Source organism: Ruegeria sp. AB10 (assembly GCF_056542745.1).
Map to the genome: position 1 here is coordinate 572172 of NZ_JBQGAI010000001.1, position 21380 is coordinate 593551.

At 59.1% G+C, this 21380-nt stretch carries 19 protein-coding genes and 2 tRNA genes; 11 read left to right on the plus strand and 10 right to left on the minus strand.

Annotated features, from left to right (window positions below):
• Positions 1-87: 87 nt before the first annotated feature.
• Positions 88-636, minus strand: coding sequence for a DUF4166 domain-containing protein (locus ACR0NT_RS02870; protein WP_170670922.1), 549 nt, complete (start codon positions 634-636; stop codon positions 88-90).
• Positions 637-1074 carry a DCC1-like thiol-disulfide oxidoreductase family protein gene (locus tag ACR0NT_RS02875; protein WP_170670920.1) on the minus strand — a complete coding sequence of 146 codons (438 nt, stop codon included), beginning with the start codon at positions 1072-1074 and terminating at the stop codon, positions 637-639.
• A gap of 324 nt (positions 1075-1398) precedes the next feature.
• Here ACR0NT_RS02875 and ACR0NT_RS02880 point away from each other — a divergent pair, with 324 nt between their 5' ends.
• Positions 1399-2418, plus strand: coding sequence for an AraC family transcriptional regulator (locus ACR0NT_RS02880; RefSeq protein ID WP_170670918.1), 1020 nt, complete (start codon positions 1399-1401; stop codon positions 2416-2418).
• A gap of 185 nt (positions 2419-2603) precedes the next feature.
• Here the strand turns inward: ACR0NT_RS02880 and rpoD are convergent, their stop codons facing one another.
• The 4 genes from rpoD to ACR0NT_RS02900 all read right to left on the minus strand — a co-directional run bounded on the left by rpoD (position 2604) and on the right by ACR0NT_RS02900 (position 8596).
• A complete protein-coding gene (gene rpoD / locus ACR0NT_RS02885) occupies positions 2604-4592 on the minus strand; it encodes an RNA polymerase sigma factor RpoD (protein ID WP_170441606.1) in 1989 nt (662 codons plus the stop codon).
• A gap of 114 nt (positions 4593-4706) precedes the next feature.
• Positions 4707-6656: a DNA primase gene (dnaG, locus tag ACR0NT_RS02890; protein ID WP_170670916.1), complete on the minus strand. Its 1950-nt coding sequence runs from the start codon at positions 6654-6656 to the stop codon at positions 4707-4709.
• An 80-nt stretch (positions 6657-6736) separates the two neighbouring features.
• Positions 6737-7033 carry a hypothetical protein gene (locus ACR0NT_RS02895; protein WP_170670914.1) on the minus strand — a complete coding sequence of 99 codons (297 nt, stop codon included), beginning with the start codon at positions 7031-7033 and terminating at the stop codon, positions 6737-6739.
• 132 nt (positions 7034-7165) lie between these two features.
• Complete coding sequence (locus ACR0NT_RS02900) at positions 7166-8596, minus strand: Glu/Leu/Phe/Val family dehydrogenase (RefSeq protein WP_170670912.1); 1431 nt, start codon at positions 8594-8596, stop codon at positions 7166-7168.
• 418 nt (positions 8597-9014) lie between these two features.
• On the opposite strand from ACR0NT_RS02900, the gene ACR0NT_RS02905 reads away from it, so the two are divergent.
• Genes ACR0NT_RS02905 through ACR0NT_RS02915 form a run of 3 tightly spaced genes read left to right on the plus strand, consistent with a single transcriptional unit; the run spans position 9015 to position 11815 of the window.
• Positions 9015-10667, plus strand: a complete 1653-nt coding sequence (locus tag ACR0NT_RS02905; RefSeq protein ID WP_170670910.1) for a Tad domain-containing protein — start codon at positions 9015-9017, stop codon at positions 10665-10667.
• Entirely contained in the window at positions 10664-11194 is a 531-nt protein-coding gene (locus tag ACR0NT_RS02910) for a TadE family protein (protein ID WP_170441591.1), read from the plus strand. The genes ACR0NT_RS02905 and ACR0NT_RS02910 overlap by 4 nt, the downstream gene beginning before the upstream one ends.
• A complete protein-coding gene (locus tag ACR0NT_RS02915; protein ID WP_170441588.1) occupies positions 11195-11815 on the plus strand; it encodes a hypothetical protein in 621 nt (206 codons plus the stop codon).
• On the opposite strand, the gene ACR0NT_RS02920 is transcribed toward ACR0NT_RS02915, so the two are convergent.
• Entirely contained in the window at positions 11763-12257 is a 495-nt protein-coding gene (locus ACR0NT_RS02920; protein WP_170441585.1) for a hypothetical protein, read from the minus strand. The two genes, ACR0NT_RS02915 and ACR0NT_RS02920, sit on opposite strands and share 53 nt — an antisense overlap.
• Before the next feature lie 156 nt (positions 12258-12413).
• On the opposite strand from ACR0NT_RS02920, the gene ACR0NT_RS02925 reads away from it, so the two are divergent.
• Positions 12414-13325, plus strand: coding sequence for a pirin family protein (locus ACR0NT_RS02925; protein WP_170670907.1), 912 nt, complete (start codon positions 12414-12416; stop codon positions 13323-13325).
• Between the two features lie 5 nt (positions 13326-13330).
• Here ACR0NT_RS02925 and ACR0NT_RS02930 read toward each other — a convergent pair whose 3' ends face one another.
• Entirely contained in the window at positions 13331-13918 is a 588-nt protein-coding gene (locus ACR0NT_RS02930) for a TetR/AcrR family transcriptional regulator (RefSeq protein WP_170670905.1), read from the minus strand.
• A gap of 99 nt (positions 13919-14017) precedes the next feature.
• Between ACR0NT_RS02930 and ACR0NT_RS02935 the strand changes: the two genes are divergently transcribed.
• The 6 genes from ACR0NT_RS02935 (at position 14018) to ACR0NT_RS02960 (ending at position 18841) form a co-directional block, all read left to right on the plus strand.
• Positions 14018-14266: a hypothetical protein gene (locus ACR0NT_RS02935; protein ID WP_170441576.1), complete on the plus strand. Its 249-nt coding sequence runs from the start codon at positions 14018-14020 to the stop codon at positions 14264-14266.
• Between the two features lie 128 nt (positions 14267-14394).
• Positions 14395-15681: a homoserine dehydrogenase gene (locus ACR0NT_RS02940; protein ID WP_170441572.1), complete on the plus strand. Its 1287-nt coding sequence runs from the start codon at positions 14395-14397 to the stop codon at positions 15679-15681.
• 69 nt (positions 15682-15750) lie between these two features.
• Positions 15751-16734, plus strand: a complete 984-nt coding sequence (gene glpX / locus ACR0NT_RS02945) for a class II fructose-bisphosphatase (RefSeq protein ID WP_170441569.1) — start codon at positions 15751-15753, stop codon at positions 16732-16734.
• Between the two features lie 94 nt (positions 16735-16828).
• Entirely contained in the window at positions 16829-18571 is a 1743-nt protein-coding gene (recJ, locus tag ACR0NT_RS02950; protein WP_170670903.1) for a single-stranded-DNA-specific exonuclease RecJ, read from the plus strand.
• Between the two features lie 98 nt (positions 18572-18669).
• Positions 18670-18744, plus strand: a tRNA-Glu gene (locus tag ACR0NT_RS02955).
• A 22-nt stretch (positions 18745-18766) separates the two neighbouring features.
• Positions 18767-18841, plus strand: a tRNA-Glu gene (locus tag ACR0NT_RS02960).
• Between the two features lie 7 nt (positions 18842-18848).
• Here the strand turns inward: ACR0NT_RS02960 and ACR0NT_RS02965 are convergent.
• A complete protein-coding gene (locus tag ACR0NT_RS02965) occupies positions 18849-20690 on the minus strand; it encodes a V-type ATP synthase subunit A (protein ID WP_170670901.1) in 1842 nt (613 codons plus the stop codon).
• The gene (locus ACR0NT_RS02970) at positions 20687-21379 is read right to left on the minus strand and encodes a hypothetical protein (RefSeq protein ID WP_170441561.1); all 693 of its coding nucleotides are present in this window, start codon (positions 21377-21379) and stop codon (positions 20687-20689) included. Before ACR0NT_RS02970 ends, ACR0NT_RS02965 begins: the two co-directional genes overlap by 4 nt.
• Position 21380: the final 1 nt, after the last annotated feature.

The window sequence follows — 21380 nt, forward strand, 5'->3', positions numbered from 1 at the left end:
CTTTTTCATAATCATACTCTTTCCTGTTTCGAGGTAGGTATTGACCTAGCTTACTTTAAAATCAGACAAAGCCGCTTCACGATGAATTCAGTCCGGACGCTGCGGTTCGTGAACCGGCGCCAGCCAGCCGCGATACCGGATCAGCAGTCCCAACACCGGCATATCAGCCGACACGTCAAAACAAAAATGCCCTGTTTCGTCCTGCCATTCCACGGTTGAAGAGCGCGGCAGCAAAAAGGCGGGACAGCGCAGACCCAACACGCTGAGACGTCGGATGTGGATCAGCAGGCAACCGTCAGAGATTTCGGGCACCAGCCAAAAGGACAACCACCCCATTTGTTCACGAACACATGCATCACCGTGATCAAAAGTCAGACGGGACCGCGTGATGTGACCGTCAAAATCCCGTGCCCATCGCCACTCATGCCCGTCCCGTTCGATTCTGATCTGCACCGGAATGTCTTCGGCATCGCGGGGAAAACGCCCAAGACGCAAGGCCAGCGCAACCAGCCACCCCCTGCCCCCAACAATGCTGCACCGTCCAGCGTACTGGCCCGGCGCCTCGTGCAGGCGCCGTATGGCCGCAGGTACTTCAGCCCCGGCAGGCAGGGATTGCAGGAAGGGATCGGGATGCACTCAGAACCCCTCGGGCAGGAACCGCGCACGCAGCGCGGGGTCCGGGACCATACAGGTCTGCGTGCGCCCGAAGATCTTGTATCTGTTGCGCGCAATCGAGTGATAGAGCGGGTCCTTGATCCATCCGGGCAGGAACCGGCACAGGGACAGAACCGGCCAGCCCCCCGGCAAGTTTTTCATCGCGGCGGCAAAAGCATCCAGACGTTGATGCACTCTGCCATTCACGATGACCAGATTGGTTTCGAAATCCTGCGTTGGCAGGCCAAGCTCGCGGTATAGCCGTTGGCCTAGTGGCGATTGCGCCGTTGCGAACCTGAAGCGCTGCGCTTTGTCCCGCGCCAGCATAAAGTGAAAGAATCCCGAGCACAGGACACATTCCCCATCAAATACAATGGTATCCTGCATGTCCTTGAAGTTTGCAAAAACAGGGGTCGGCATGTCTTTCGGGTCCGATGGCTCTCGGGCTCAACCCTTTCACCCCGACCCTGGCCGGACAATGCGACAAGAGGACATCCGGCCAATCGCAGATCGAAAGAACGTGCCGGGGAGCCACCGGTCGGGGGGCGGTCCAGGGCTCTGCCTCCCATCCCCGGCAAGGCGCTGACCCGACAACGAACCAAAAATAATGAATATCCACCCAAGGGTCTTGTTTTCATGCGCCAAAACCTTTCGAATTCCAGACAACAGACATTTGCTTTGGACAGAGGCCGCGCATCCCGTTGCTTTGGCGCGTGAGTGCATTGAAATACGGTGGAAAATGTCATGGAAGTTGATATCGCCCGCATCCAGTTGCTAACCCAAGCGCTTGATCAAAGAACGAATGGCACCGAAGTGTCAGACCACATCCTTGAAAAATGCAACCTGACCCGGGAAACCATCGCTCCGCCGGCAACCGCCTATACCGCCCAGCAGGAAGCCATGTTCGTACGCTATGCCTGCGACGCGTTGGGGGACATCACCTTTGCAGCTCAGACCGGGCTTCAGTTCAGATCCGCCTCAAGCCTGACTGCCTATATCAGCAAATACTCGCGCGACCTGCGGCAGGTGATGGAGAATACATCCCGGTTTCACAAGATCATTGACCCTGCGTTGATGTTCAGCCTTCGGCTTGCCGGCAATTTCGCCACCATCGAGGCCGATTGGAAAGACGCCAGTTTTGCCCGGTACCACCGCAGGACCGAGTTCCTGCTGTTCACCGGGTTGGCCCGGATGCGCGCCTTGACGCAAACAAATTTCTTTCCCATCGAAATCAGGTTTCAGCACGAGGTTGGCGAAAAAAAGGACAACTTTCAAAAGCTTGCGGGGTGTCCCGTTGTTTTCGGTGCCGAACGGCTTGAGATCGCGGTCGCACCTTCGGCGCTGGATTTGCCGGTTCCAACCTATGACCCGAACCTGCGGGCGCATCTTCTGGAATACGGAGAACGCGTATTGGCCGAGCGGCGTTCACCCAAGCAAAAGCTGCGCGCGCAGGTCGAAGGGCTGATCACCCGGTCCCTGCCCGGCACAGTCATCAATGCCGACGAAGCCGCTGCCAATCTGGGGATGAGCCCACGCACCTTTGCCCGGCGACTCAAGGATGAGGGGGTGAGCTATCGCGATATCGTCGATGATCTGCGCTGCGATCTGGCGCAGACCTTCATCACCAACGGGATGCCCCTGTCCGAGATTGCCTTTTCGCTGGGCTATTCGGATCAGCCCGCATTTTCAACCGCCTTCAAGCGCTGGACCGGCCAGGCCCCCAGCACCTTTCGCGGCCGTCTGGATTTTCCGAAAAGCCCCTGAAGCGAGTGGCCGGGGGTCATCGGCGTTGCCACCTCGCCCCGGCCTGTCCCATGAGTGGACACAAAGGATATAAAGACGTCTTGGGGCTGAGACTTGTGAGTTGCCGCCAAATTGATCGTTGAACTGGTCAACCTGAAAGGACCTGTCGCAAGAAAAAAGGCGCCTCAACTGAGGCGCCTTTAACTTTACTGATCCAGGAAAGATCGCAGCTTTCGCGATCGGCTTGGGTGCTTGAGCTTGCGCAGCGCCTTCGCCTCGATCTGGCGGATACGTTCGCGGGTCACGCTGAACTGCTGGCCGACCTCCTCCAGCGTATGGTCGGTATTCATGCCAATGCCGAACCGCATCCGCAGAACCCGTTCCTCACGCGGGGTGAGCGAAGCCAGAACGCGCGTCGTGGTTTCCTTGAGGTTTTCCTGAATGGCACTGTCAAGCGGCAGCACGGCATTCTTGTCCTCGATGAAATCGCCCAGCTGGCTGTCTTCCTCGTCGCCAATCGGCGTTTCCAGAGAGATCGGCTCTTTGGCGATTTTCATCACCTTGCGAACCTTCTCAAGCGGCATCTGCAGCTTTTCGGCCAGTTCTTCCGGCGTCGGCTCGCGACCGATTTCATGCAGCATCTGGCGACCGGTCCGGACCAGCTTGTTGATCGTTTCGATCATGTGAACCGGAATACGGATCGTGCGCGCCTGATCCGCGATCGAGCGCGTGATCGCCTGACGGATCCACCACGTTGCATAGGTCGAGAACTTGTAGCCGCGGCGGTATTCGAACTTATCCACCGCCTTCATCAGGCCGATGTTACCTTCCTGAATAAGATCAAGGAATTGCAGGCCACGGTTCGTGTACTTTTTGGCGATCGAGATCACCAGACGCAGGTTGGCTTCGACCATTTCCTTCTTGGCCTGACGGGCTTCTTTCTCACCCTTCTGAACCTGCTGAACGATGCGGCGGAATTCGCTGATGTCCAGACCGACATATTGACCGACCTGAGCCATGTCGTTGCGCAGTTCCTCGACCTTGGCGGTCGAGCGTTCGATGAACATCTGCCAGCCCCGGCCCGGCTTTTCGGCCATTTCGGCCAGCCAGTTTGGATCCAGTTCGCGGCCACGATAGGCGTCGATGAACTCACGACGGTTGATACGGGCCTGGTCGGCCAGTTTCACCATCGCGCTGTCCAGCGACATGATGCGACGGTTGATGCCATACAACTGGTCGATCAACGCCTCGATCCTGTTGTTGTGCAGGTGCAGCCCGTTCACCAGTTCGACAATCTCAGCGCGCAGCTTCTGATAGGTCTCTTCGTCCTTTTCGCTGAACGATCCATCCTCGTTCAGCGTGGCCGAGATCCGGCTGTCCTGCATTTCCGACAACATCGAGAAGTCGGTCGAGATGCGTTCCAGCGTGGTCAGAACCTGATCTTTCAGGGCCGCTTCCATCGCAGCCAGCGACATGTTGGCCTGATCGTCGTCGTCATCATCATCGTCGTTGGCAATCGGATTGCCATCGGCATCCAGCTCCGGGCCGGTTTCCTTAGCAGGCTTGGACGCCTGCACCGCCGAAGTGTCGACGACAGGTTCTTCGACATCGCCGTCTTCGTCCATCTGGTTGCCAAAGGTGGCCTCCAGATCGATGACGTCGCGCAGCAGAATATCTTCGGACAGCAATTCGTCGTGCCAGATGGTGATCGCCTGGAAGGTCAGCGGGCTTTCGCACAGACCGGCGATCATGGTGTTACGACCGGCCTCGATCCGCTTTGCGATGGCGATCTCGCCCTCGCGGCTCAGCAGTTCAACCGAACCCATCTCGCGCAGATACATGCGGACGGGGTCGTCGGTGCGATCCAGCTTTTCGGTGGCGGCCCCGGCCAGCGCAACCTCGCGGTTGCTATCGGTGGTGGTCAGTTCGGTCGAGCCTTTATTCTCTTCCTCTTCGGCCTCTTCATCTTCGATGATGTTGATGCCCATCTCGGACAGCATCGACATAACGTCTTCGATCTGTTCCGAGCTGACCTGATCCGGCGGCAGAACCTGATTAAGCTGGTCGTAGGTGATGTACCCTTTCTCACGGGCCTCGGCGATCATCTTCTTGACCTGGGCCTGGCTCATGTCCAGCGAGATTTCCTGTTCCTGCTCGTCGGATTTGCGATCTTCGGTCGTGTCTTTGGCGGCCATTCAATGCTCCTGCAGGGATGGGTGATTCGTCTGTACCGAATCATTAGCGCGTAGAAGTGATTCGGCCACCCGTTTACCTGTTTTTCTTTTCCAGTGCCTTACGAAAACACCAGTTTAGCGGCGTTTCCGTTCAAAATTGATCCCGGACGTGATTGCCTTGAACGCGTCTTTCTCGTCGCGGTTGATTCGCGCGCCATTGTCGGCGATGTCGAAAACGGCCCTGTCCTCGTTCTGGCTGCGGCTTGTGCGGTTGCGCTCTTCGGCGGCCTGGGCCAGCCGGTATGTCAGCGCCTCATCGGCCAGATCGGACAGTTCCTCTGCAGCTTCGGCAATCTCAGCATCCAACCCCCTGAGAGCTTTGATCTTTGCGAGTTCCTCGGCCAGCGTCATCTCGGCCTTTTCAACGTCGCCCGGTTTGTGCACACAGGGGATTACTGCGACATGGCGAAGGGCCAGCAGGTTTTCAAGGGCTTCCGGCCCCAAAGTTTCAGCAATGTGGTCCTGCAGGTGATCCGGGTCATCAATCGCATGGCGCAGAATGGCATGGCGCAGGGACGCGTGATCGGGGTCACGGCACTCCATCTCTTCCAACTGGTGCTCGAATTGCACGACGACCTGCGGGTTCAACGCCGCGATTGCCAGAATCGCCGCTTCACGCAGTTGAATTTCCGCCCCCTCGGATGACGCCAGGAATGAGGCCCGCGCGCCGGGCGTTGCAGGCTGTTTCTGCGGTTGCCACTTGCCGCGCGGCTGCCATGGGCGGTTCTGAGCTTGCCGCTGCGGGCGGAACAGTTGCCAGCGCAGGTCTTTGATTTCCTGCCCGTAATGCGAGCGGATCGAGGGATCACGGATCAGCTTGATCTTGTCGCGTAGCACCTTGTCCAGTGCCGCCTTGCGCTCGGGGCTGTCGAACACCTTGCCCTCGGTTTCGCGCTGCCACAGCAGCTTGACCATTGGGATGGCCCCGTCCAGCACGGCCTGCACCGCGCCCGCCCCTTCGGCCCGCAACAGATCATCCGGGTCCTTGCCCTCGGGCATCAGAGCAAAGCGAAGGGATTTTCCTGCCTCCAGCAGCGGCAAGGCCAGATCGACGGCGCGCATCGCGGCGCGCAGGCCCGCCGTGTCGCCATCCAACGCAATGATCGGCTCGTCCGAGATACGCCAGAGCAGTTGCAACTGATGCTCGGTAATCGCGGTGCCCAACGGCGCGACCGAAGCCCCAAACCCGGCCTCGGCCAGCGCGATCACGTCCATATATCCTTCGGCCACGATCAGAGGCTGCCCCTTCCCCGCCGCCTGCCGCGCAGGGCCATGATTGTAGAGGCTGCGACCTTTATCAAAAAGATCGGTCTCGGGTGAGTTCAGGTATTTCGCGTTGTCGTTGGGGTCCATCGCCCGGCCGCCAAAAGCGATGCACCGCCCGCGCGGGTCGCGGATCGGGAACATGATCCGATTGCGGAACGTGTCATAGGGCTTTTTGCCCTTGTTCGAAGGTTTCGCCAACCCGGCTCCGAGGATCAAATCCTCGGCCACGTTCTTGCCGCGCAGATGATCCCAAAGAGCCTGCCAGCCGTCGGGAGCGAATCCAATCTCCCACCGTTCCAACGCCTGTGCGTCCAACCCGCGGCGGGTCAGATAGTCGCGAGCAGCGCCCCCTGCCCCAGTCTTGAGCTGCAGACGGAAGAACTGCACCGCCTGCTCCATCACTTCGGCCAATTGCGAGCGTCGGTCCTGCTTCTCCTGCGCTTTTGGGTCACGTGCAGGCATCGGCATTCCGGCCTCACGGGCCAGAATCTCAACCGCTTCTATGAACGAGACGTTCTCGGTCTCTTTCACAAAGCTGATCGCGTCGCCTTTGGCGTGGCAGCCGAAGCAGTAATAAAACCCCTTGTGGTCATCCACATGGAACGAGGCCGTCTTTTCATGGTGAAACGGGCACGGCGCCCACATGTCGCCCTTGCCCTGATTGGACTTGCGCGCATCCCACATGACTTTGCGCCCAACGACCTGAGACAGGCTCAGCCGGGTGCGCAGCTCATCAAGGAAACCGGGGGGCAGGGACATGGGTCAAACCTGACAGAAATGAAAACGCGCGCCAAGGGGATGACGCGCGGTTGTCCACAGGGAAATGTCGGTCCTGTGGATTATTGCTGCAGGCATAGTTCCAGCCACGCGGCGCCAAGGTCTTTTTTGCGGACGTCACGCATCTTTTGTTCATAGACCCAGGGCGTGATCAGAGGAATCGCGTTGTTATAGTTATCGGGCCATGTCGGGCTGGTATCAGCCACCGCCTGCGGAACGTCGCGTTCCTTTACCTTATCCAGGCGCGCTTGCTGAATCGCCGCAACGACATCGGCCTGATGCCGGCAGCTTTGTTCTTTGGTTTCCTGAGCAGCCACAGGTGTGGCCAGCAACAGGGCCGCGATGGCGGTACGCAACATGGGGGTCTCCCGGAATCGTTTCTTTCGCGGCAGCTTACCCTTGGCAAGGCTTGCCCGCCATTGTCGTTTTGCACCTCTCGCTATCGTGTTGCGCTGGGGCGACCGAACAGACCCGCCCGCCCCAGCTAGAACTCAGAGCCCCTTGGCGCGATAGCTTTTCGAAACGCGGTCAATGGCCACGATATAGGCCGCCGTCCGCAAGTCCTCGACATCGTCGCGGCTGTGCCACACCTCACGCATGGACTGGTAAGCAATGCGCATGGTGTCATCCAGACCCGAACGCACCAGCTCCAGTTCATCCGCACCGCGAAGGTACTTGGCCTTGAAGTCCGGAGACATCGACCACGCATCGCCCAGGTAACGGTCCAGCCGCTCCAGTTCGCTGACGATCAACTCGTGCCGCGCCTCTTCCTGACGGCGCTGCATCCGGCCAAAGCGGATATGGCTCAGGTTTTTGACCCATTCGAAGTAGGACACCGTCACACCGCCCGCATTCGCGTACATGTCCGGGATGATCACTGTGCCTTTTTTGCGCAGAATCTCATCCGCGCCCGCTGTCACAGGACCATTCGCCGCCTCGATGATCAGCGGCGCCTTGATCCGCTCGGCATTGGACAGGTTGATCACACCCTCAAGCGCCGCCGGGATGAGGATATCGCATTCCGCCTCAAGAACCTCGGTCCCCTCGGCCGAATGCGTGGCATCCGGGTAATTGCTGACGCCGCCATGCTTCACGATCCACTGCCGGACGGATTCAACGTCGATCCCGTCGGGATTGTACAGCGCACCGTCCCATTCAATGATGCCAACGATCCGCGAGCCGTCCTCCTCGCTCAGGAACTTGGCCGCGTGGTAGCCCACGTTGCCCAACCCTTGAACGATGATGCGTTTGCCATCCAGCTTGCCCGACAGGCCCGCCTTCTGCACATCCTCGGGGTGGCGGAAAAACTCGCGCAGCGCGTATTGGATGCCCCGCCCGGTCGCCTCGACCCGTCCCGAGATACCCCCCGCATTCAGCGGCTTGCCCGTCACACTGGCGCGCGCGTTGATATCGGTCGTGTTCATGCGGGCGTATTGGTCTGCCATCCAGGCCATCTCACGCTCGCCCGTGCCCATATCCGGCGCGGGCACGTTCTGAGACGGGTTGATCAGGTCGCGCTTGGCCAGTTCATAGGCGAACCGCCGGGTGATCTGCTCAAGCTCATGCTCTTCATATTGGCGGGGATCGATGCACAGACCCCCCTTCGAGCCGCCAAACGGCGTTTCGACCAGAGCACATTTGTAAGTCATCAGCGCCGCCAGCGCCTCGACCTCGTCCTGGTTCACTGCAAGGGCGTAGCGAATACCGCCCTTCACCGGCTCCATGTGTTCGGAATGAACCGAGCGATACCCGGTAAAGGTATGAATTTCACCCCGCAGGCGCACACCGAAGCGCACGGTGTAGGTGGCATTGCAAACCCGGATCTTTTCCTCCAGCCCCGGAGGCAGATCCATCAGGGACGCTGCCCTGTTGAACATGAGATCCACACTCTCTCGAAAGCTGGGTTCTTTGATGGCCGTCATATAATCCTCCGTGCCAGCGAACGACTTACGTTCTGACGTTTTGTCGCACCCACTACGTAAACGATCAATATTTAAGCGAAAATAAAACCGACAAATCCCGAGGGACGTTTTCCGAGCCCCCCCTGAGTCGCCAACCCCGGATCGCCCTGCCGGAATTGTCGCCCATACGACAACAGAAGCACCTAACGCACTCAAATTATCCCGCTTTTTCCGGCAAACCGGTCAAGACGGCGGCTTTTTCGCCTAAATCCCGCCACGTTTCGGCGTTAATTTTTGAAAGTTAATATTTCCTTGGCAGTTTGGATGTCTGCTCAGCGAGGTCGTCAAAATGATAATGCGCGTTTTTAGAAACGGCTCTAAGAGATTTAAGAGCCTCACTCCTTCGGCTCGTCGTTTCGCCCGGGACGAAGATGGTGGGGTGTTCACGATCTTCGTGCTGACCGGCTTCATCATAATCATCACGCTGACCGGCATGGGCGTCGACATGATGCACTTTGAGCGCGACAGGGCGAACCTGCAGGCGACACTGGACCGTGCGGTTCTGGCGGCCGCCGACCTGGATCAGGAATTGCCCCCGGCGGAAGTCGTCAAAGACTATTTCAAAAAGTCCGGCGTCAGAGGCCGGTTGACGAAAGAACCTGCCGTTACACCGGGTTTCGGCTCAAGACGGGTGACGGCCGAGGCGGAAACTGTCGTCAAAACGGCCTTCATGTATTTTGCGGGCATCCCCGAACTTAGGGCTTCGGTTACCAGCACGGCGGAAGAATCCGTGGGCGCGATCGAGATTTCGCTGGTTCTCGACATGTCCGGGTCGATGGACGATCCGTCTGCCGAGGCCGGGAAAGACAAGATTCAGGTTCTGCGGGAAGCGGCCAAGGAATTTGTGACGACAATGTACGAAAAGGAAAATCCCGAGAAGATTTCGATCTCGATTATTCCTTATGCCACACAAGTAAATGCCGGCGAGAACATTCTGGGCAATTTCACCGGTGTATCCAATGAACATAACTACTCTCACTGCGTGAACTTCACGGGTAGTCAATTCAAAGAACACAACGTGAAGCCCTCAACTGTGCTTGAACGTACGGCGCATTTCGACCGGTACAGATCGAACAGCGCTGCCTACCAGTGGGAACACAACCGCAGACCAACCTGCCCCACCCGAGCCGGCAGTGAGATCACTCCGGTGACGAACGACATTTCGGAACTTCATGGCCAGATTGACGCGCTGACTGCGAGCGGCAACACGTCAATTGACATTGGAATGAAATGGGCTGCGGCGCTGATGGATCCCGCTTTCCAGCCCATCATTTCCAAGTTGGCAAATCAGAAAAAAGACCCGGACTCGGAAGCAGAGGATGCACCGACGGTCGTCCCGAAAGAATTCGCAAACCGCCCCAAGGAATACACGTCTGATGTTCAGAAGGTCATCATCGTCATGACCGACGGATACAACACCAGTCAGTGGAAACTGAGAAGTTCGTTGCGCAGCGGGGATTCCCCTGTTTGGTACAATCCCAACTATTCGCAAGAGGAATCCAGGTACAACTGGGACACTCGCAGATGGGAAACGGTGACGGTTCAAGGCGAGTACAGCGTCCGCATGTCAACAAATCCGAACCGGTACTACTGGTCTCGTCAGGAACGGTGGAACATGGATCACCGCTTTGGGGACATGGACAGTGAGGACGGTACCGCCGTTCGCCTGACTTACCCAGAGCTTTTCGCTCTCACATCGCTCCGCTGGAACGCACTGAACAACTTTTATCCATGGGATAGCAGCGCACTCAGCGACTGGTATTCAAATGCCTATTCGTCGGTTTCAAGAAGTACCAAGAACACGCGTACAAATGACATTTGCTCTGCCATCAAAAACAAAGGGGTGCTGGTTTACGGCATTGCTTTCGAGGCGCCTGACGCAGGTCTGACCACGATCGAAAACTGCGCCACCAAGCCCAGCATGGTTTATGAGGTCAACAGTACCGGCAATCTGGGTGATGAGAACCTTACGCTCGAAGAGGCATTCCGCTCCATTGCCTCGTCGATCAAACGACTGAGGCTGACACAATGATCCGCAAGCTTCTAAAGAAACTCGTTCGGTTCAAGCGGTCTGAAAACGGGTCGTTGACCGTTGAGTTTGTCTTGATCTTTCCGGCCTATCTCTTCTTCATCATGGGTGCTGTCGAATACTCGATGGTCACGATTCAGCAGTCGTTGCTGGAACGCTCAATAGATATCGTCGTACGCGATATTCGCCTGGGAACCGATTCCGTGATCACTCACGACACGATCAAGGAAGATATCTGCGACAGAGCGGGAATTATCCCAAGCTGTTCCCGCAACCTCAGGCTGGAAATGATCCTTCAGGACGCCTTTACCGGCTTGGATTTCCCAGTGGCACCGGATTGCGTCAACAGAGAGGAAGAGGCCAAACCGGCCCGGAACTTCGAAGCGGGTGCGTCAAACGCACTGATGATACTTCGCGCCTGTGCCAAAGTTGATCCAATTTTCCCGACCACCGCGATGGGGCGCGCGTTGCAAAGCGACGATGGCTTGGTCACGCTAACGGCGATCACCGCCTTTGTTCAGGAGCCTTAAATGACACGTTATTTTTTAAGTTTCCGGCAATTTCTGGCCCGGTTCGCCCGCAGCGAACATGGCGGCCTCGCATTCGAGGGAATTGTGGTTTTCCCAATTTTTGTCTGGTCGATCACGCTCGGGTATACGTTCTTTGACGGGTTCCGCCAAAATACCGCCAACCTGAAAGCTGCGTACACTGTTGGTGACCTTATTTCGCGTGAAACGGACGAGTTGACCGACGCCTATGCGGTTTCCATGTACACCCTGATGCAGCGGATGGTGAACAACAATTCGACGCTGAAGATGCGTTTGTCATTCATCATGTATCAAGAGGACGATGACCGCCACTACGTGCAGTGGTCCACAACCTGCGGGTTTGTTGGCACATGGAACAACGCCAACATCAACAGGATAAAAGAAAATCTGCCGCCGATGTCGGACCTGGACACTTTGATCCTTGTTGAAACGTTGAACGACTATGACCCGTTGTTCAAAACCGGTTGGTTGACCAAAGATTATGAATTCACCAACTTCGTTTTCACTCGCCCACGCTTTACTGATCTGGTGGCTGCGCCCGATATTTCGCCTATTTTCTGTCAAGGGGATGCAGGGCCTGTGGATGTAGCAACAACGAGCTAAGCACATCCGTCATGAATTTGGTTTCGGCGGCAGCAGTCATGCCGCCGACACCCACCCGGCGCCCCACACGCCACCATAGTCCGGGCGCCCAGCTGTTTTCTCCGCCAACGCGTGTTTTCAACAGAAACCCGTTCGAAGGTTTAAACGCAAAGACCCCTCGGTCAACTGCCTCGATATCCTCTACTTTCGCGATCAGGTGCCCTGCCCCGGTGCGGAGTTCGGATTGCGTCAGCTCGATCCAGTCATTTGTTGCGTGCCACATGCGATATGCCAGCCAGAACGCAGCGCCGCCAACAACCAGCAGAAAAACCAGCCAAAGGGGTTCGGGTGGCTGCACCAGTGCCACCGACAGGACCAGAATGCCGACGATGCTCAGCATCCCGACGCCAAGCCAACGTCTGGCGGGTGACGGCTTAATAGTGGCCAGAATGTCTTGTTGCATATGAACCCCTGTCGTTTTCCTGTCGGTTTAGCGGCTTTTGGCGGGGAAAAACAGGGGGGCGGCTACTGCTGATTTTTGCACATTTCCCGTTCTTTTCTGACGATTGACGCTGTCGTGGCCGAAAATACATGGTGACCAGAGCTTCAGGAGGCCACTATGTCCCTACGACCCGTTCTGGAAACCCGGAAAGCCATCTCAGCAATCGAGGGCGCTGGCGTAAAGTTACACCGCGCGTTCGGGTTCCAGGACCCGTCCGAGCTTGACCCGTTTCTGCTGTTCGATGACTTCCGGAACGAGCGTCCCCAGGACTATCAGGCCGGGTTTCCGTGGCACCCTCATCGCGGGATCGAGACGATCACCTATGTGCTGGCCGGATCGGTCGAACACTCAGATTCGCTGGGCAACACCGGCACGCTTGGCGCCGGAGACGTTCAGTGGATGACCGCAGGGTCCGGAATTCTGCATCAGGAAATGCCAACCGGAAACCCGTCAGGCCAGATGCATGGCTTTCAGCTGTGGGGCAACCTGCCCCAAGCGCAAAAGATGACCGCGCCGCGCTATCAAGACGTCCAGAGCAAGGACATCCCGGAGATCACCGATGACGACGGCACCACCGTGCGCGTGATCGTAGGTCAGTTCTGGGGCAAGACCGGTCCGGTGGACGGGATCGCCGCCGATCCGCAATATCTGGACGTCTATGTCCCGGCGGGGGTCCAAAAGACCATTAAAATCGACACGTACCGCCGCGCCTTTGCCTATGTATTCGAAGGTCAGGCTGCCTTTGCCGATGCCTCGCAACCCTCTGGCATCCTGCTGGAAAAGGAAGTCGCCGGGCAAGAGGTCAATATCCGCGACATGTCCGGCGACCGGACGCTGGTCCGGTTTGGCACCGGGGATGAAATCACGGTTCAGGCCGGGCCGGAAGGTGTGCGGTTCCTGCTGATCTCAGGCGCGCCGATTGACGAGCCGGTCGCCTGGCATGGGCCCATCGTTATGAATACGCGAACCGAGCTTGAGCAAGCCTTTCGAGAGCTGCGCAACGGCACCTTCATTCGCCCTGCGCATTAAGCCAATCAGGCCGAAACCGACCGGCGGACCATGTCCCAATAGACTTGTTCGACCTCATCCAGCGACAGACGTCCGCCGACGCGATACCACGTCATCACACCGTTCAGCATCGCGATCACCGCCAATGTCGCGATCTTGGTGTCGGCGATATCAAACACCCCGGCCGCCTGCCCCGCGCGCAGGATCGCCTCAAGCGCGTCTTCATAGCGGCGGCGCAGCGCTTCGATCTCTGTAAAATTCTCGGGCGTCAGGTTGCGCAGTTCCATATAGGCGATGAACACCTCATCCGGGCGCTGAAGGTGAAAGCGGATGTGGAACCCGACAAACTGCCGCAAAGCCTCGGACGCATTGCCCGGCTGATCCAACGCGTCATAGGCTGCCAGCAAGTCCTGCATGTGTTCGTGCATCAAACGGAACAGCAGGCTCTGCTTGTCGGGTGTGTAGTTATACAACGCCCCCGCCTGCACACCGACCTCACCCGCGATCTGACGCATTGAGACGGCGGCATAGCCGTGACGGGCAAACAGCCCCAGCGCTGCCTTTCGGATACGTGGGCCGGTGATATCGGAATGTGAACCTTGCGTACGTGCCATTCCCGCAGCGTATCTGAACGTTTGTTCAGATAGAACCCCGCTTGAACCAACGCCGTAAAAGGTGCATCACGTTTGCAATCGATCTTGAAAGGGTTCTGAATGAAGCCCCTGCCTTTGCTGATCCTGCTGCTCGCCTGTGCCGGATGCGCCGATTTTCCGGAACTGGAGGGGCGTGAGCAGCCCGACGTCAGATCGGCCCGCTATCCTACGCTTATCCCCATTCAGGAAAACCTCGGCCCGCCAGTTGACCCGGTGAACGAGGCCGCCGAGGTCGAAGAGGATCTTGTTGCCCGGCGTGAAGCCCTGGAGAAAAAGGCACAAGACCTTCAGGCTGCGGAAATCAACTGACCTCCGGCGATTCAGGGCCCGCCCCGGGCCGCGACGCATTGCACCCTAGCGCCGAACCCGCTAAGGCAGCGCTGAACGGGCGGCAGGCCCGATACGATGAAGTTTTCGAGCGGAAAGGAACCCACGGGATGACACAGGCGCTGCGGCTTGGAATTGCGGGCTTGGGAACGGTTGGCGTGGGTGTCGTGAAGATCGTCCGCCGCCATGCAGACCTGTTGCAGGCGCGTACGGGGCGGTCTGTGGAAATCGTCGCCGTGTCGGCGCGCGATGCCAGCAAAGACCGCGGTGTGAACCTTTCCGACTATGCCTGGGAAACCGATCCGGTGGCACTGGCAAAACGTGATGATATCGACGTGTTTGTCGAGTTGATCGGCGGCGAGAACGGCCCCGCCAAAGCCTCAGTCGAGGCAGCACTGGCCACCGGAAAAGACGTTGTCACCGCGAACAAGGCGTTGCTGGCGATCCACGGCCAGGACCTCGCCGAAAAGGCCGAGGCCGCAGGCCGCGTGATCCGGTTCGAGGCTGCTGTGGCAGGCGGTATCCCGGTCATCAAATCTCTGACCGAAGGGCTGGCCGGAAACGAGATCACCCGCGTCATGGGCGTAATGAACGGCACCTGCAATTACATCCTGACCCGGATGCAATCGCAGGAACTGGGCTATAACGCCCTGTTCGAGGAATGCGCGCAACTTGGATATCTGGAGGCTGACCCGAACCTCGACGTCGGCGGCATTGATGCTGCACACAAACTGGCGCTGCTGTCCTCGATCGCGTTCGGGACCAAGCCGAATTTTGACGGCATCCAGATCGAAGGCATTCAGCAGATCAGCCTGGATGACATCCATCAGGCCGACGACATGGGCTATCGCATCAAACTGCTGGGTGTTGCGCAACGCTCGGCCCGTGGTCTGGAACAGCGGATGCAGCCGTGTCTGGTGCCCAGCAGTTCGCCCCTTGGGCAACTGGAAGGCGGAACCAACATGGTGGTGATCGAAGGTGACGCGGTCGAGCAGGTTGTTCTGCGCGGCCCCGGTGCGGGCGAAGGCCCCACGGCCAGCGCCGTGATGGGCGATGTCTGCGATCTGGCGCGCGGACTGCAAATCCCGACCTTTGGCCGCCCCGCGACCTCGCTGCAAGACGCGCAACCTGCCGTGACCGGCCTGCCCGCCCCCTACTATCTGCGCCTTGCGCTGTTCGACAAACCCGGTGCGCTGGCCAAGGTGGCGGCCATTCTGGGCGATGCGGGCGTTTCGATCGACCGGATGCGCCAATACGGCCATTCCGAAAGCACCGCGCCAGTTCTGATCGTGACCCACAAGACCACGCGCGCCACGCTGGACGTGGCCCTGGAAGGGCTGCGCGAGACCGACGTGGTGGCCGGAGAACCCGTTGCATTGCGGATTGAAGAGGTTTGACCCTTGCGGCCTGCATGAAACGCAGGCTATCCCGAACAAAACGCCTTTACTGACCTGAGGATACCGAACATGAGTGCTGCCAAAGTAGATTTCAACGACCGACTGCTGTCTCTGGGCCTTGCGCGGGTGGCAGAACAGGCTGCACTGGCGTCGGCCTCTCTGGTCGGTCGCGGTGACGAAAAAGCCGCCGATCAGGCCGCCGTGAACGCGATGCGCGAACAGCTGAACCTGCTGGATATCGCGGGCGTCGTCGTCATCGGTGAAGGTGAGCGCGACGAAGCGCCGATGCTGTATATCGGCGAAGAGGTCGGCACCGGGGAAGGCCCCGGCGTGGACATCGCGCTGGACCCGCTGGAAGGAACCACGCTGACCGCCAAGGACATGCCCAACGCGCTGACCGTGATTGCCATGGGCCCGCGCGGCTCGATGCTGCACGCGCCGGACGTCTACATGGACAAGCTGGCCGTTGGTCCGGGCTTTCCTGAAGGTGTCGTCAATCTGGACATGAGCCCCCGTGAGCGTGTCGAAGCGCTGGCCAAAGCCAAGGGCTGTGAACCTGCCGACATCACCGTTTGCATTCTGGAACGCCCACGTCATGAGGCGATGATTGCCGAGGTGCGCGAAACCGGTGCCTCGATCCGTCTGATCACCGATGGTGACGTGGCTGGCGTCATGCACTGCGCCGAAAGCGAAGAGACCGGCATCGACATGTATATGGGCCAGGGTGGCGCGCCCGAGGGCGTTCTGGCTGCGGCTGCGCTGAAATGCATGGGTGGTCAGATCTTTGGCCGCCTGCTGTTCCGCAACGATGACGAACGTGGCCGCGCCGCCAAAGCTGGCATCACCGATCTGGACCGCGTCTATGCACGCGACGAGATGGTCACCGCGGACGTGATCTTTGCCGCAACCGGCGTGACCGGTGGCTCGCTGCTGCCGCGTATCAAGCGCGAGCCCGGTTGGGTGGAAACCACCACTCTGCTGATGCGCTCGAAAACCGGGTCGGTGCGTCGCATGACCTACCGCACGCCGATGTGGTCGCACGACAACGCCTAACCGCTTGCGTCGCCGCCTTCGGCGAGAGTATTTGTAAAAAGATGAAGAGGCCGGGCCCAGTTGGTGTCCGGCCTTGACCTATGGAGGCAGGGATTTGAGTTTTCTGGGGGTTGAGCAGTCCCTGAACGGACGGCGTTGGGTTGGCCCTTCAGCCGAGACCGAACGGGCCACCGAGATGCTGGTGCAGCAGGCCGGTCTGCCTCGTGCCGTATGTCAGGTTCTGGCACGGCGCGGCGTTCCCGCGATGGAAGCCGACGGGTTTCTTGAGCCCAAGTTGAAAGAGCTGCTGCCCGACCCGCGGTCGATGAAAGACATGGAAACCGCCGCAACGCGGTTTCTGGCAGCAGTTCGGAACAAGCAACGGATCGCAGTCTTTGCGGATTATGACGTCGACGGAGGCAGCTCTGCCGCCTTGTTGCTGGTCTGGCTGCGTCAGATGGGCCTGCAGGCAACGCTTTATGTGCCCGACCGGATTGATGAAGGTTATGGCCCCAATGTCCCGGCCATGCAGGAATTGGCGGCCAACCATGACCTGATCATCTGCGTCGATTGCGGGACGCTCAGCCACGAACCGATCGCGGCCGCCAAGGGTGCGGATGTGATCGTGTTGGACCACCATCTGGGCGGCGAAACCCTGCCCGGTTGCGTGGCCGTGGTGAACCCGAACCGGCAGGACGAAAGCGGCGATCTGGGGTATCTTTGTGCGGCCGGCGTTGTGTTTCTGATGCTGGTTGAGGCCGGGCGACAACTGCGCGAGGCAGGTGTGAAGGGTCCGGACCTTATCGGCCTGCTGGACCTTGTGGCGCTGGCGACGGTTGCCGACGTCGCCCCACTGATCGGCGCGAACCGGGCGCTGGTGCGTCAGGGGTTGAAGGTCATGGCGCAACGGCAACGACCGGGCTTGGTGGCGTTGTCGGATGTGGCACGCATGGACTCCGCCCCCAACAGTTACCATCTGGGTTTTCTGCTTGGCCCACGCGTGAATGCAGGTGGACGAATTGGTCAGGCCGATCTGGGCGCGCGGCTGCTCAGCACAGAGTCGATGACCGAGGCCGAGGCCCTGTCGCAGCGGCTGGATGAACTGAACACCGAGCGCCGCGACATCGAAAACGCAGTACGTGCGGCTGCCTTGGAACAGGCCGAGGAACGTGGGCTGGACGCGCCCCTGGTTTGGGCTGCGGGCGAAGGCTGGCATCCGGGCGTTGTGGGCATCGTCGCATCGCGGTTGAAGGAAAGCGCGAACCGTCCAGCGATTGTCATTGGCTTTGACGGGGATGAGGGCAAAGGCTCGGGCCGATCGATCTCCGGCGTTGATCTCGGAGCGTCAATCCAGCGGCTGGCGTCCGAGGGGCTACTGGTCAAAGGCGGAGGCCACAAGATGGCGGCGGGTCTGACAGTGATGCGGGATCAGTTGGAACCGGCAATGGAGCGGTTGTCCGAGTTGCTGGCCAAACAAGGCGCAGGCGAAGGCGGACCAGCCGACCTGAAACTGGACGGCGCCTTGATGCCGGGCGCGGCCACGATTGATCTGATCGAACAGATCGAAAAGGCGGGTCCGTTCGGGGCCAGCGCCCCTGCCCCGCGCTACGCCTTGCCCGACCTGCAAGTGCGCTTTGCCAAACGTGTTGGCGAGTCTCATCTGAAACTGTCTCTGGCCGACGGTGTTGGCGGCGGTCTGGACGCCATCGCCTTTGGGGCGTTTGACGGGCCGATGGGTGAAAAGCTGTCCAACCACGGCGGCGCACGGTTCCATTTCGCCGGGCGGCTTGAGGTGAACACATGGGGCGGACGGCAGAGCGTGCAGCTCAGGCTCGAGGATGCGGCGCAAGCAAATTGAACCCGATTTCAGGCCCGTGAAAAAACTTTCCCACGCTTGCGTTTTTCGGCTTGCGGGGGTGCAAGGTAAACCGTAAAAGGCCCTCCACAAGCCAGCGTGGCCCGTTCGTCTATCGGTTAGGACGCCAGGTTTTCAACCTGGAAAGAGGGGTTCGATTCCCCTACGGGCTGCCACTTGTGCTTGTTTGGACCAAATGGCCCGTTCGTCTATCGGTTAGGACGCCAGGTTTTCAACCTGGAAAGAGGGGTTCGATTCCCCTACGGGCTGCCATTTCTGCTTACACCCCGAACTTGTCGCGGCACAGATTCGTGATCTGCCCCCAAGTCGATTTGAATTCCGGCGTGTTTTCCGCTGCATAGTGGAAGTTCTTCATCAGACCGGTCAGCTGTGTGAACACCTGCCGCACCTCTGCCTTGTCCGCGAATGATGCCGTCGATTGGGTCACGTCATAGACCAGCTTGAAGGTCATCTTCTGACGCTCTAGCGGAACCGTGGCATCGACCTTGTCGAAGGCGTCCTGCTGCAGATAGACCATGTCCACGAACAGCGCCTTTTGCTGAGTGACAAAATCTTCGATGGTGACACCCTCTTCACCGGTCACCTGCATCATCTGATCAACCTGCTCACCTTTTTCGATCAAATCCAGCAGATCGCGCACCTTGCCGGTCCAGCCGGGTTCGGCGTTTTTGTCGTACCAGTCCGAAAGCTGATCGGTGTAGCGCGACCAGCTGAGCATCGGATCGACCGCAGGATAGAACCGTTTGTAGGCACGTTCCGAAGACAGACCGAGGAAGCATTTCACCGTGGACAGCGTCGACTGCGTGACCGGCTCATCAAAGTTACCACCCGCAGGCGAGACCGTGCCGATCAGGGTCAGGCTGCCCAGATCGCCATCGTTGGTTTTCATCGCACCGGCGCGCTCGTACAGGCCCTTGATCGAGCTTTCCAGATAGGCGGGAAAACCTTCCTCACCGGGGATTTCCTCAAGTTTGCCAGAGGTTTCACGCATCGCCTGCGCCCAGCGGCTGGTGCTGTCGGCGATCAACAGAACATCATAGCCCATCTGGCGGTAATACTCACCCAGCGTGATACCGGTGAAGATCGACGCCTCGCGCGCGGCAACCGGCATCGAGGACGTGTTACAGATGATGATGGTCCGGTCCATCAGGCTGCCGCCGGTGGTCGGGTCGGTCATTTTGGGGAATTCGTGAATCGTCTCGACCACCTCACCCGCGCGTTCACCGCAGGCCACGACGATCACGATATCCACCTTGGCGTTCCGCGCGATCAGGTTTTGCAACACTGTCTTACCCGCCCCGAACGGCCCCGGAATACAGGCCGTCCCCCCGCGTGCGATCGGAAAGAACGTGTCGATCAGGCGCTGAGAGGTGAGAACCGGTTCAGTCGGATAGAGTCGCTCGGACAACGCGCGTTTCAGGATGCTTTCCGGCAGCGGACGCCGCACCGGCCATTTCTGTGAGAGGGTCAGTGTGTGTTCGCCGCCCTGCTCATCCTCAAGCCGCGCCACGATATCGTGGATCGTGGCGGCGCCCTTTTGCACCCAAACCACCTTGTAATCGCCCACCCAGTTAAACGGCAGCATGATTTTATGGTTGAAATGACCCTCGGGCACGGTTCCGATACTGTCGCCCGCCGTGACCGTATCGCCGACCTTGACCGAAGGCGTGAACGACCATTTGGCCTGCGTGTCCAGCGGGGCCACGTCCGCCCCCCGCGGCAGAAAGGTACCGAATTCGGCTGCCACCTTGGGCAGCGGCGATTGCAGACCGTCGAACACCTGCCCCAGCAAACCCGGTGCCAGCTCAACCGACAGCAACTGCCCCGATTGTTCGACCGGGTCGCCCACAGCCACACCGTCGGTACTTTCGTATACTTGCACGTCGGCGATGTCGCCGCGTACCCGCAGCACTTCGGCCTTCAAACGCTCCTGACGGCCACCAGGACCGGGACGTGTCGGAAGGATAAACACAACCTCGTTCTTGACCAACTGCCCAGGCCGCCCCGAAGCATCGTGATTGGCCTGAATCTGCACCAGCCCCTCCTGCACCGAGACGACGCTGGCGGTGGCGGTCTGCGTGGTGGGGGTTGGGGCTGTCATGCGCTTGCTCCATCAAAGTCTATCCCGGCAACACCGGCCATCGCCTGTTGTGCCAGATGTTCAAATCGCGTGGCCGCGTCCTGCGCATTGCTTTGCGCCCAGCGATCGAAAATGTTCCAGATCAGCACGTAAATCGCCACGGCTTCGAAATCGAACAGGTGGCGGGCGGCGTGCTTTTTCAGCTGCGTATGGCTGACCGACAAGAGCAAACGCTCCAGCCCCAGCGGATCTTCCGCATCCAGCAACTGTTTGGCCTCTTTGATCCAGGGCATCGGCCCGTCCAGCTTGAAGATCGGGTCGCTCCAGTTGGCGGGGATGTGGCGGCTCCATCGCCCCATTCCAAAGGTAGCCGTGGGCGGGCTACCCCCTTGCTGGCGCAGACGCAGCGCAGCGACAGCCGTGCGAAGGTCCAGCCGTTCCGCAAATACCTTTCGCAAGGTAGGCTGCGGAATGTCGCCCAATGCCTCTTTGCACCGTTCAATGGCCTGAGCGTCCGTAACGTCCATGTCATAATCGCTCCAGTTCAAAGCGTGCTCCAACACCTTCAAAACACGCGCATCTTCAGATGTCAGCGCGGTCAACCTGCGATTCAGACGCAACCGCGACAGCGGTGGCTGCTTGGCAACAAACAACCGCTCCGAGCCCGGCAGGCTGCTGATCAGCGCGATATAGGCGTCGGGGTCCGACATG

Bases quoted from the DNA above. Each gene is read 5' to 3' on its own strand.
- ACR0NT_RS02875 (WP_170670920.1), bottom strand. From the start codon at position 1,074: ATGCCGACCCCTGTTTTTGCAAACTTCAAGGACATGCAGGATACCATT.
- ACR0NT_RS02910 (WP_170441591.1), top strand. From the start codon at position 10,664: ATGATCCGCAAGCTTCTAAAGAAACTCGTTCGGTTCAAGCGGTCTGAA.
- ACR0NT_RS02930 (WP_170670905.1), bottom strand. From the start codon at position 13,918: ATGGCACGTACGCAAGGTTCACATTCCGATATCACCGGCCCACGTATC.
- ACR0NT_RS02935 (WP_170441576.1), top strand. From the start codon at position 14,018: ATGAAGCCCCTGCCTTTGCTGATCCTGCTGCTCGCCTGTGCCGGATGC.
- ACR0NT_RS02915 (WP_170441588.1), top strand. From the start codon at position 11,195: ATGACACGTTATTTTTTAAGTTTCCGGCAATTTCTGGCCCGGTTCGCC.
- ACR0NT_RS02895 (WP_170670914.1), bottom strand. From the start codon at position 7,033: ATGTTGCGTACCGCCATCGCGGCCCTGTTGCTGGCCACACCTGTGGCT.
- dnaG (WP_170670916.1), bottom strand. From the start codon at position 6,656: ATGTCCCTGCCCCCCGGTTTCCTTGATGAGCTGCGCACCCGGCTGAGC.
- ACR0NT_RS02925 (WP_170670907.1), top strand. From the start codon at position 12,414: ATGTCCCTACGACCCGTTCTGGAAACCCGGAAAGCCATCTCAGCAATC.
- ACR0NT_RS02965 (WP_170670901.1), bottom strand. From the start codon at position 20,690: ATGACAGCCCCAACCCCCACCACGCAGACCGCCACCGCCAGCGTCGTC.
- glpX (WP_170441569.1), top strand. From the start codon at position 15,751: ATGAGTGCTGCCAAAGTAGATTTCAACGACCGACTGCTGTCTCTGGGC.
- rpoD (WP_170441606.1), bottom strand. From the start codon at position 4,592: ATGGCCGCCAAAGACACGACCGAAGATCGCAAATCCGACGAGCAGGAA.
- ACR0NT_RS02880 (WP_170670918.1), top strand. From the start codon at position 1,399: ATGGAAGTTGATATCGCCCGCATCCAGTTGCTAACCCAAGCGCTTGAT.
- ACR0NT_RS02920 (WP_170441585.1), bottom strand. From the start codon at position 12,257: ATGCAACAAGACATTCTGGCCACTATTAAGCCGTCACCCGCCAGACGT.
- ACR0NT_RS02970 (WP_170441561.1), bottom strand. From the start codon at position 21,379: ATGTCGGACCCCGACGCCTATATCGCGCTGATCAGCAGCCTGCCGGGC.
- ACR0NT_RS02940 (WP_170441572.1), top strand. From the start codon at position 14,395: ATGACACAGGCGCTGCGGCTTGGAATTGCGGGCTTGGGAACGGTTGGC.
- ACR0NT_RS02900 (WP_170670912.1), bottom strand. From the start codon at position 8,596: ATGACGGCCATCAAAGAACCCAGCTTTCGAGAGAGTGTGGATCTCATG.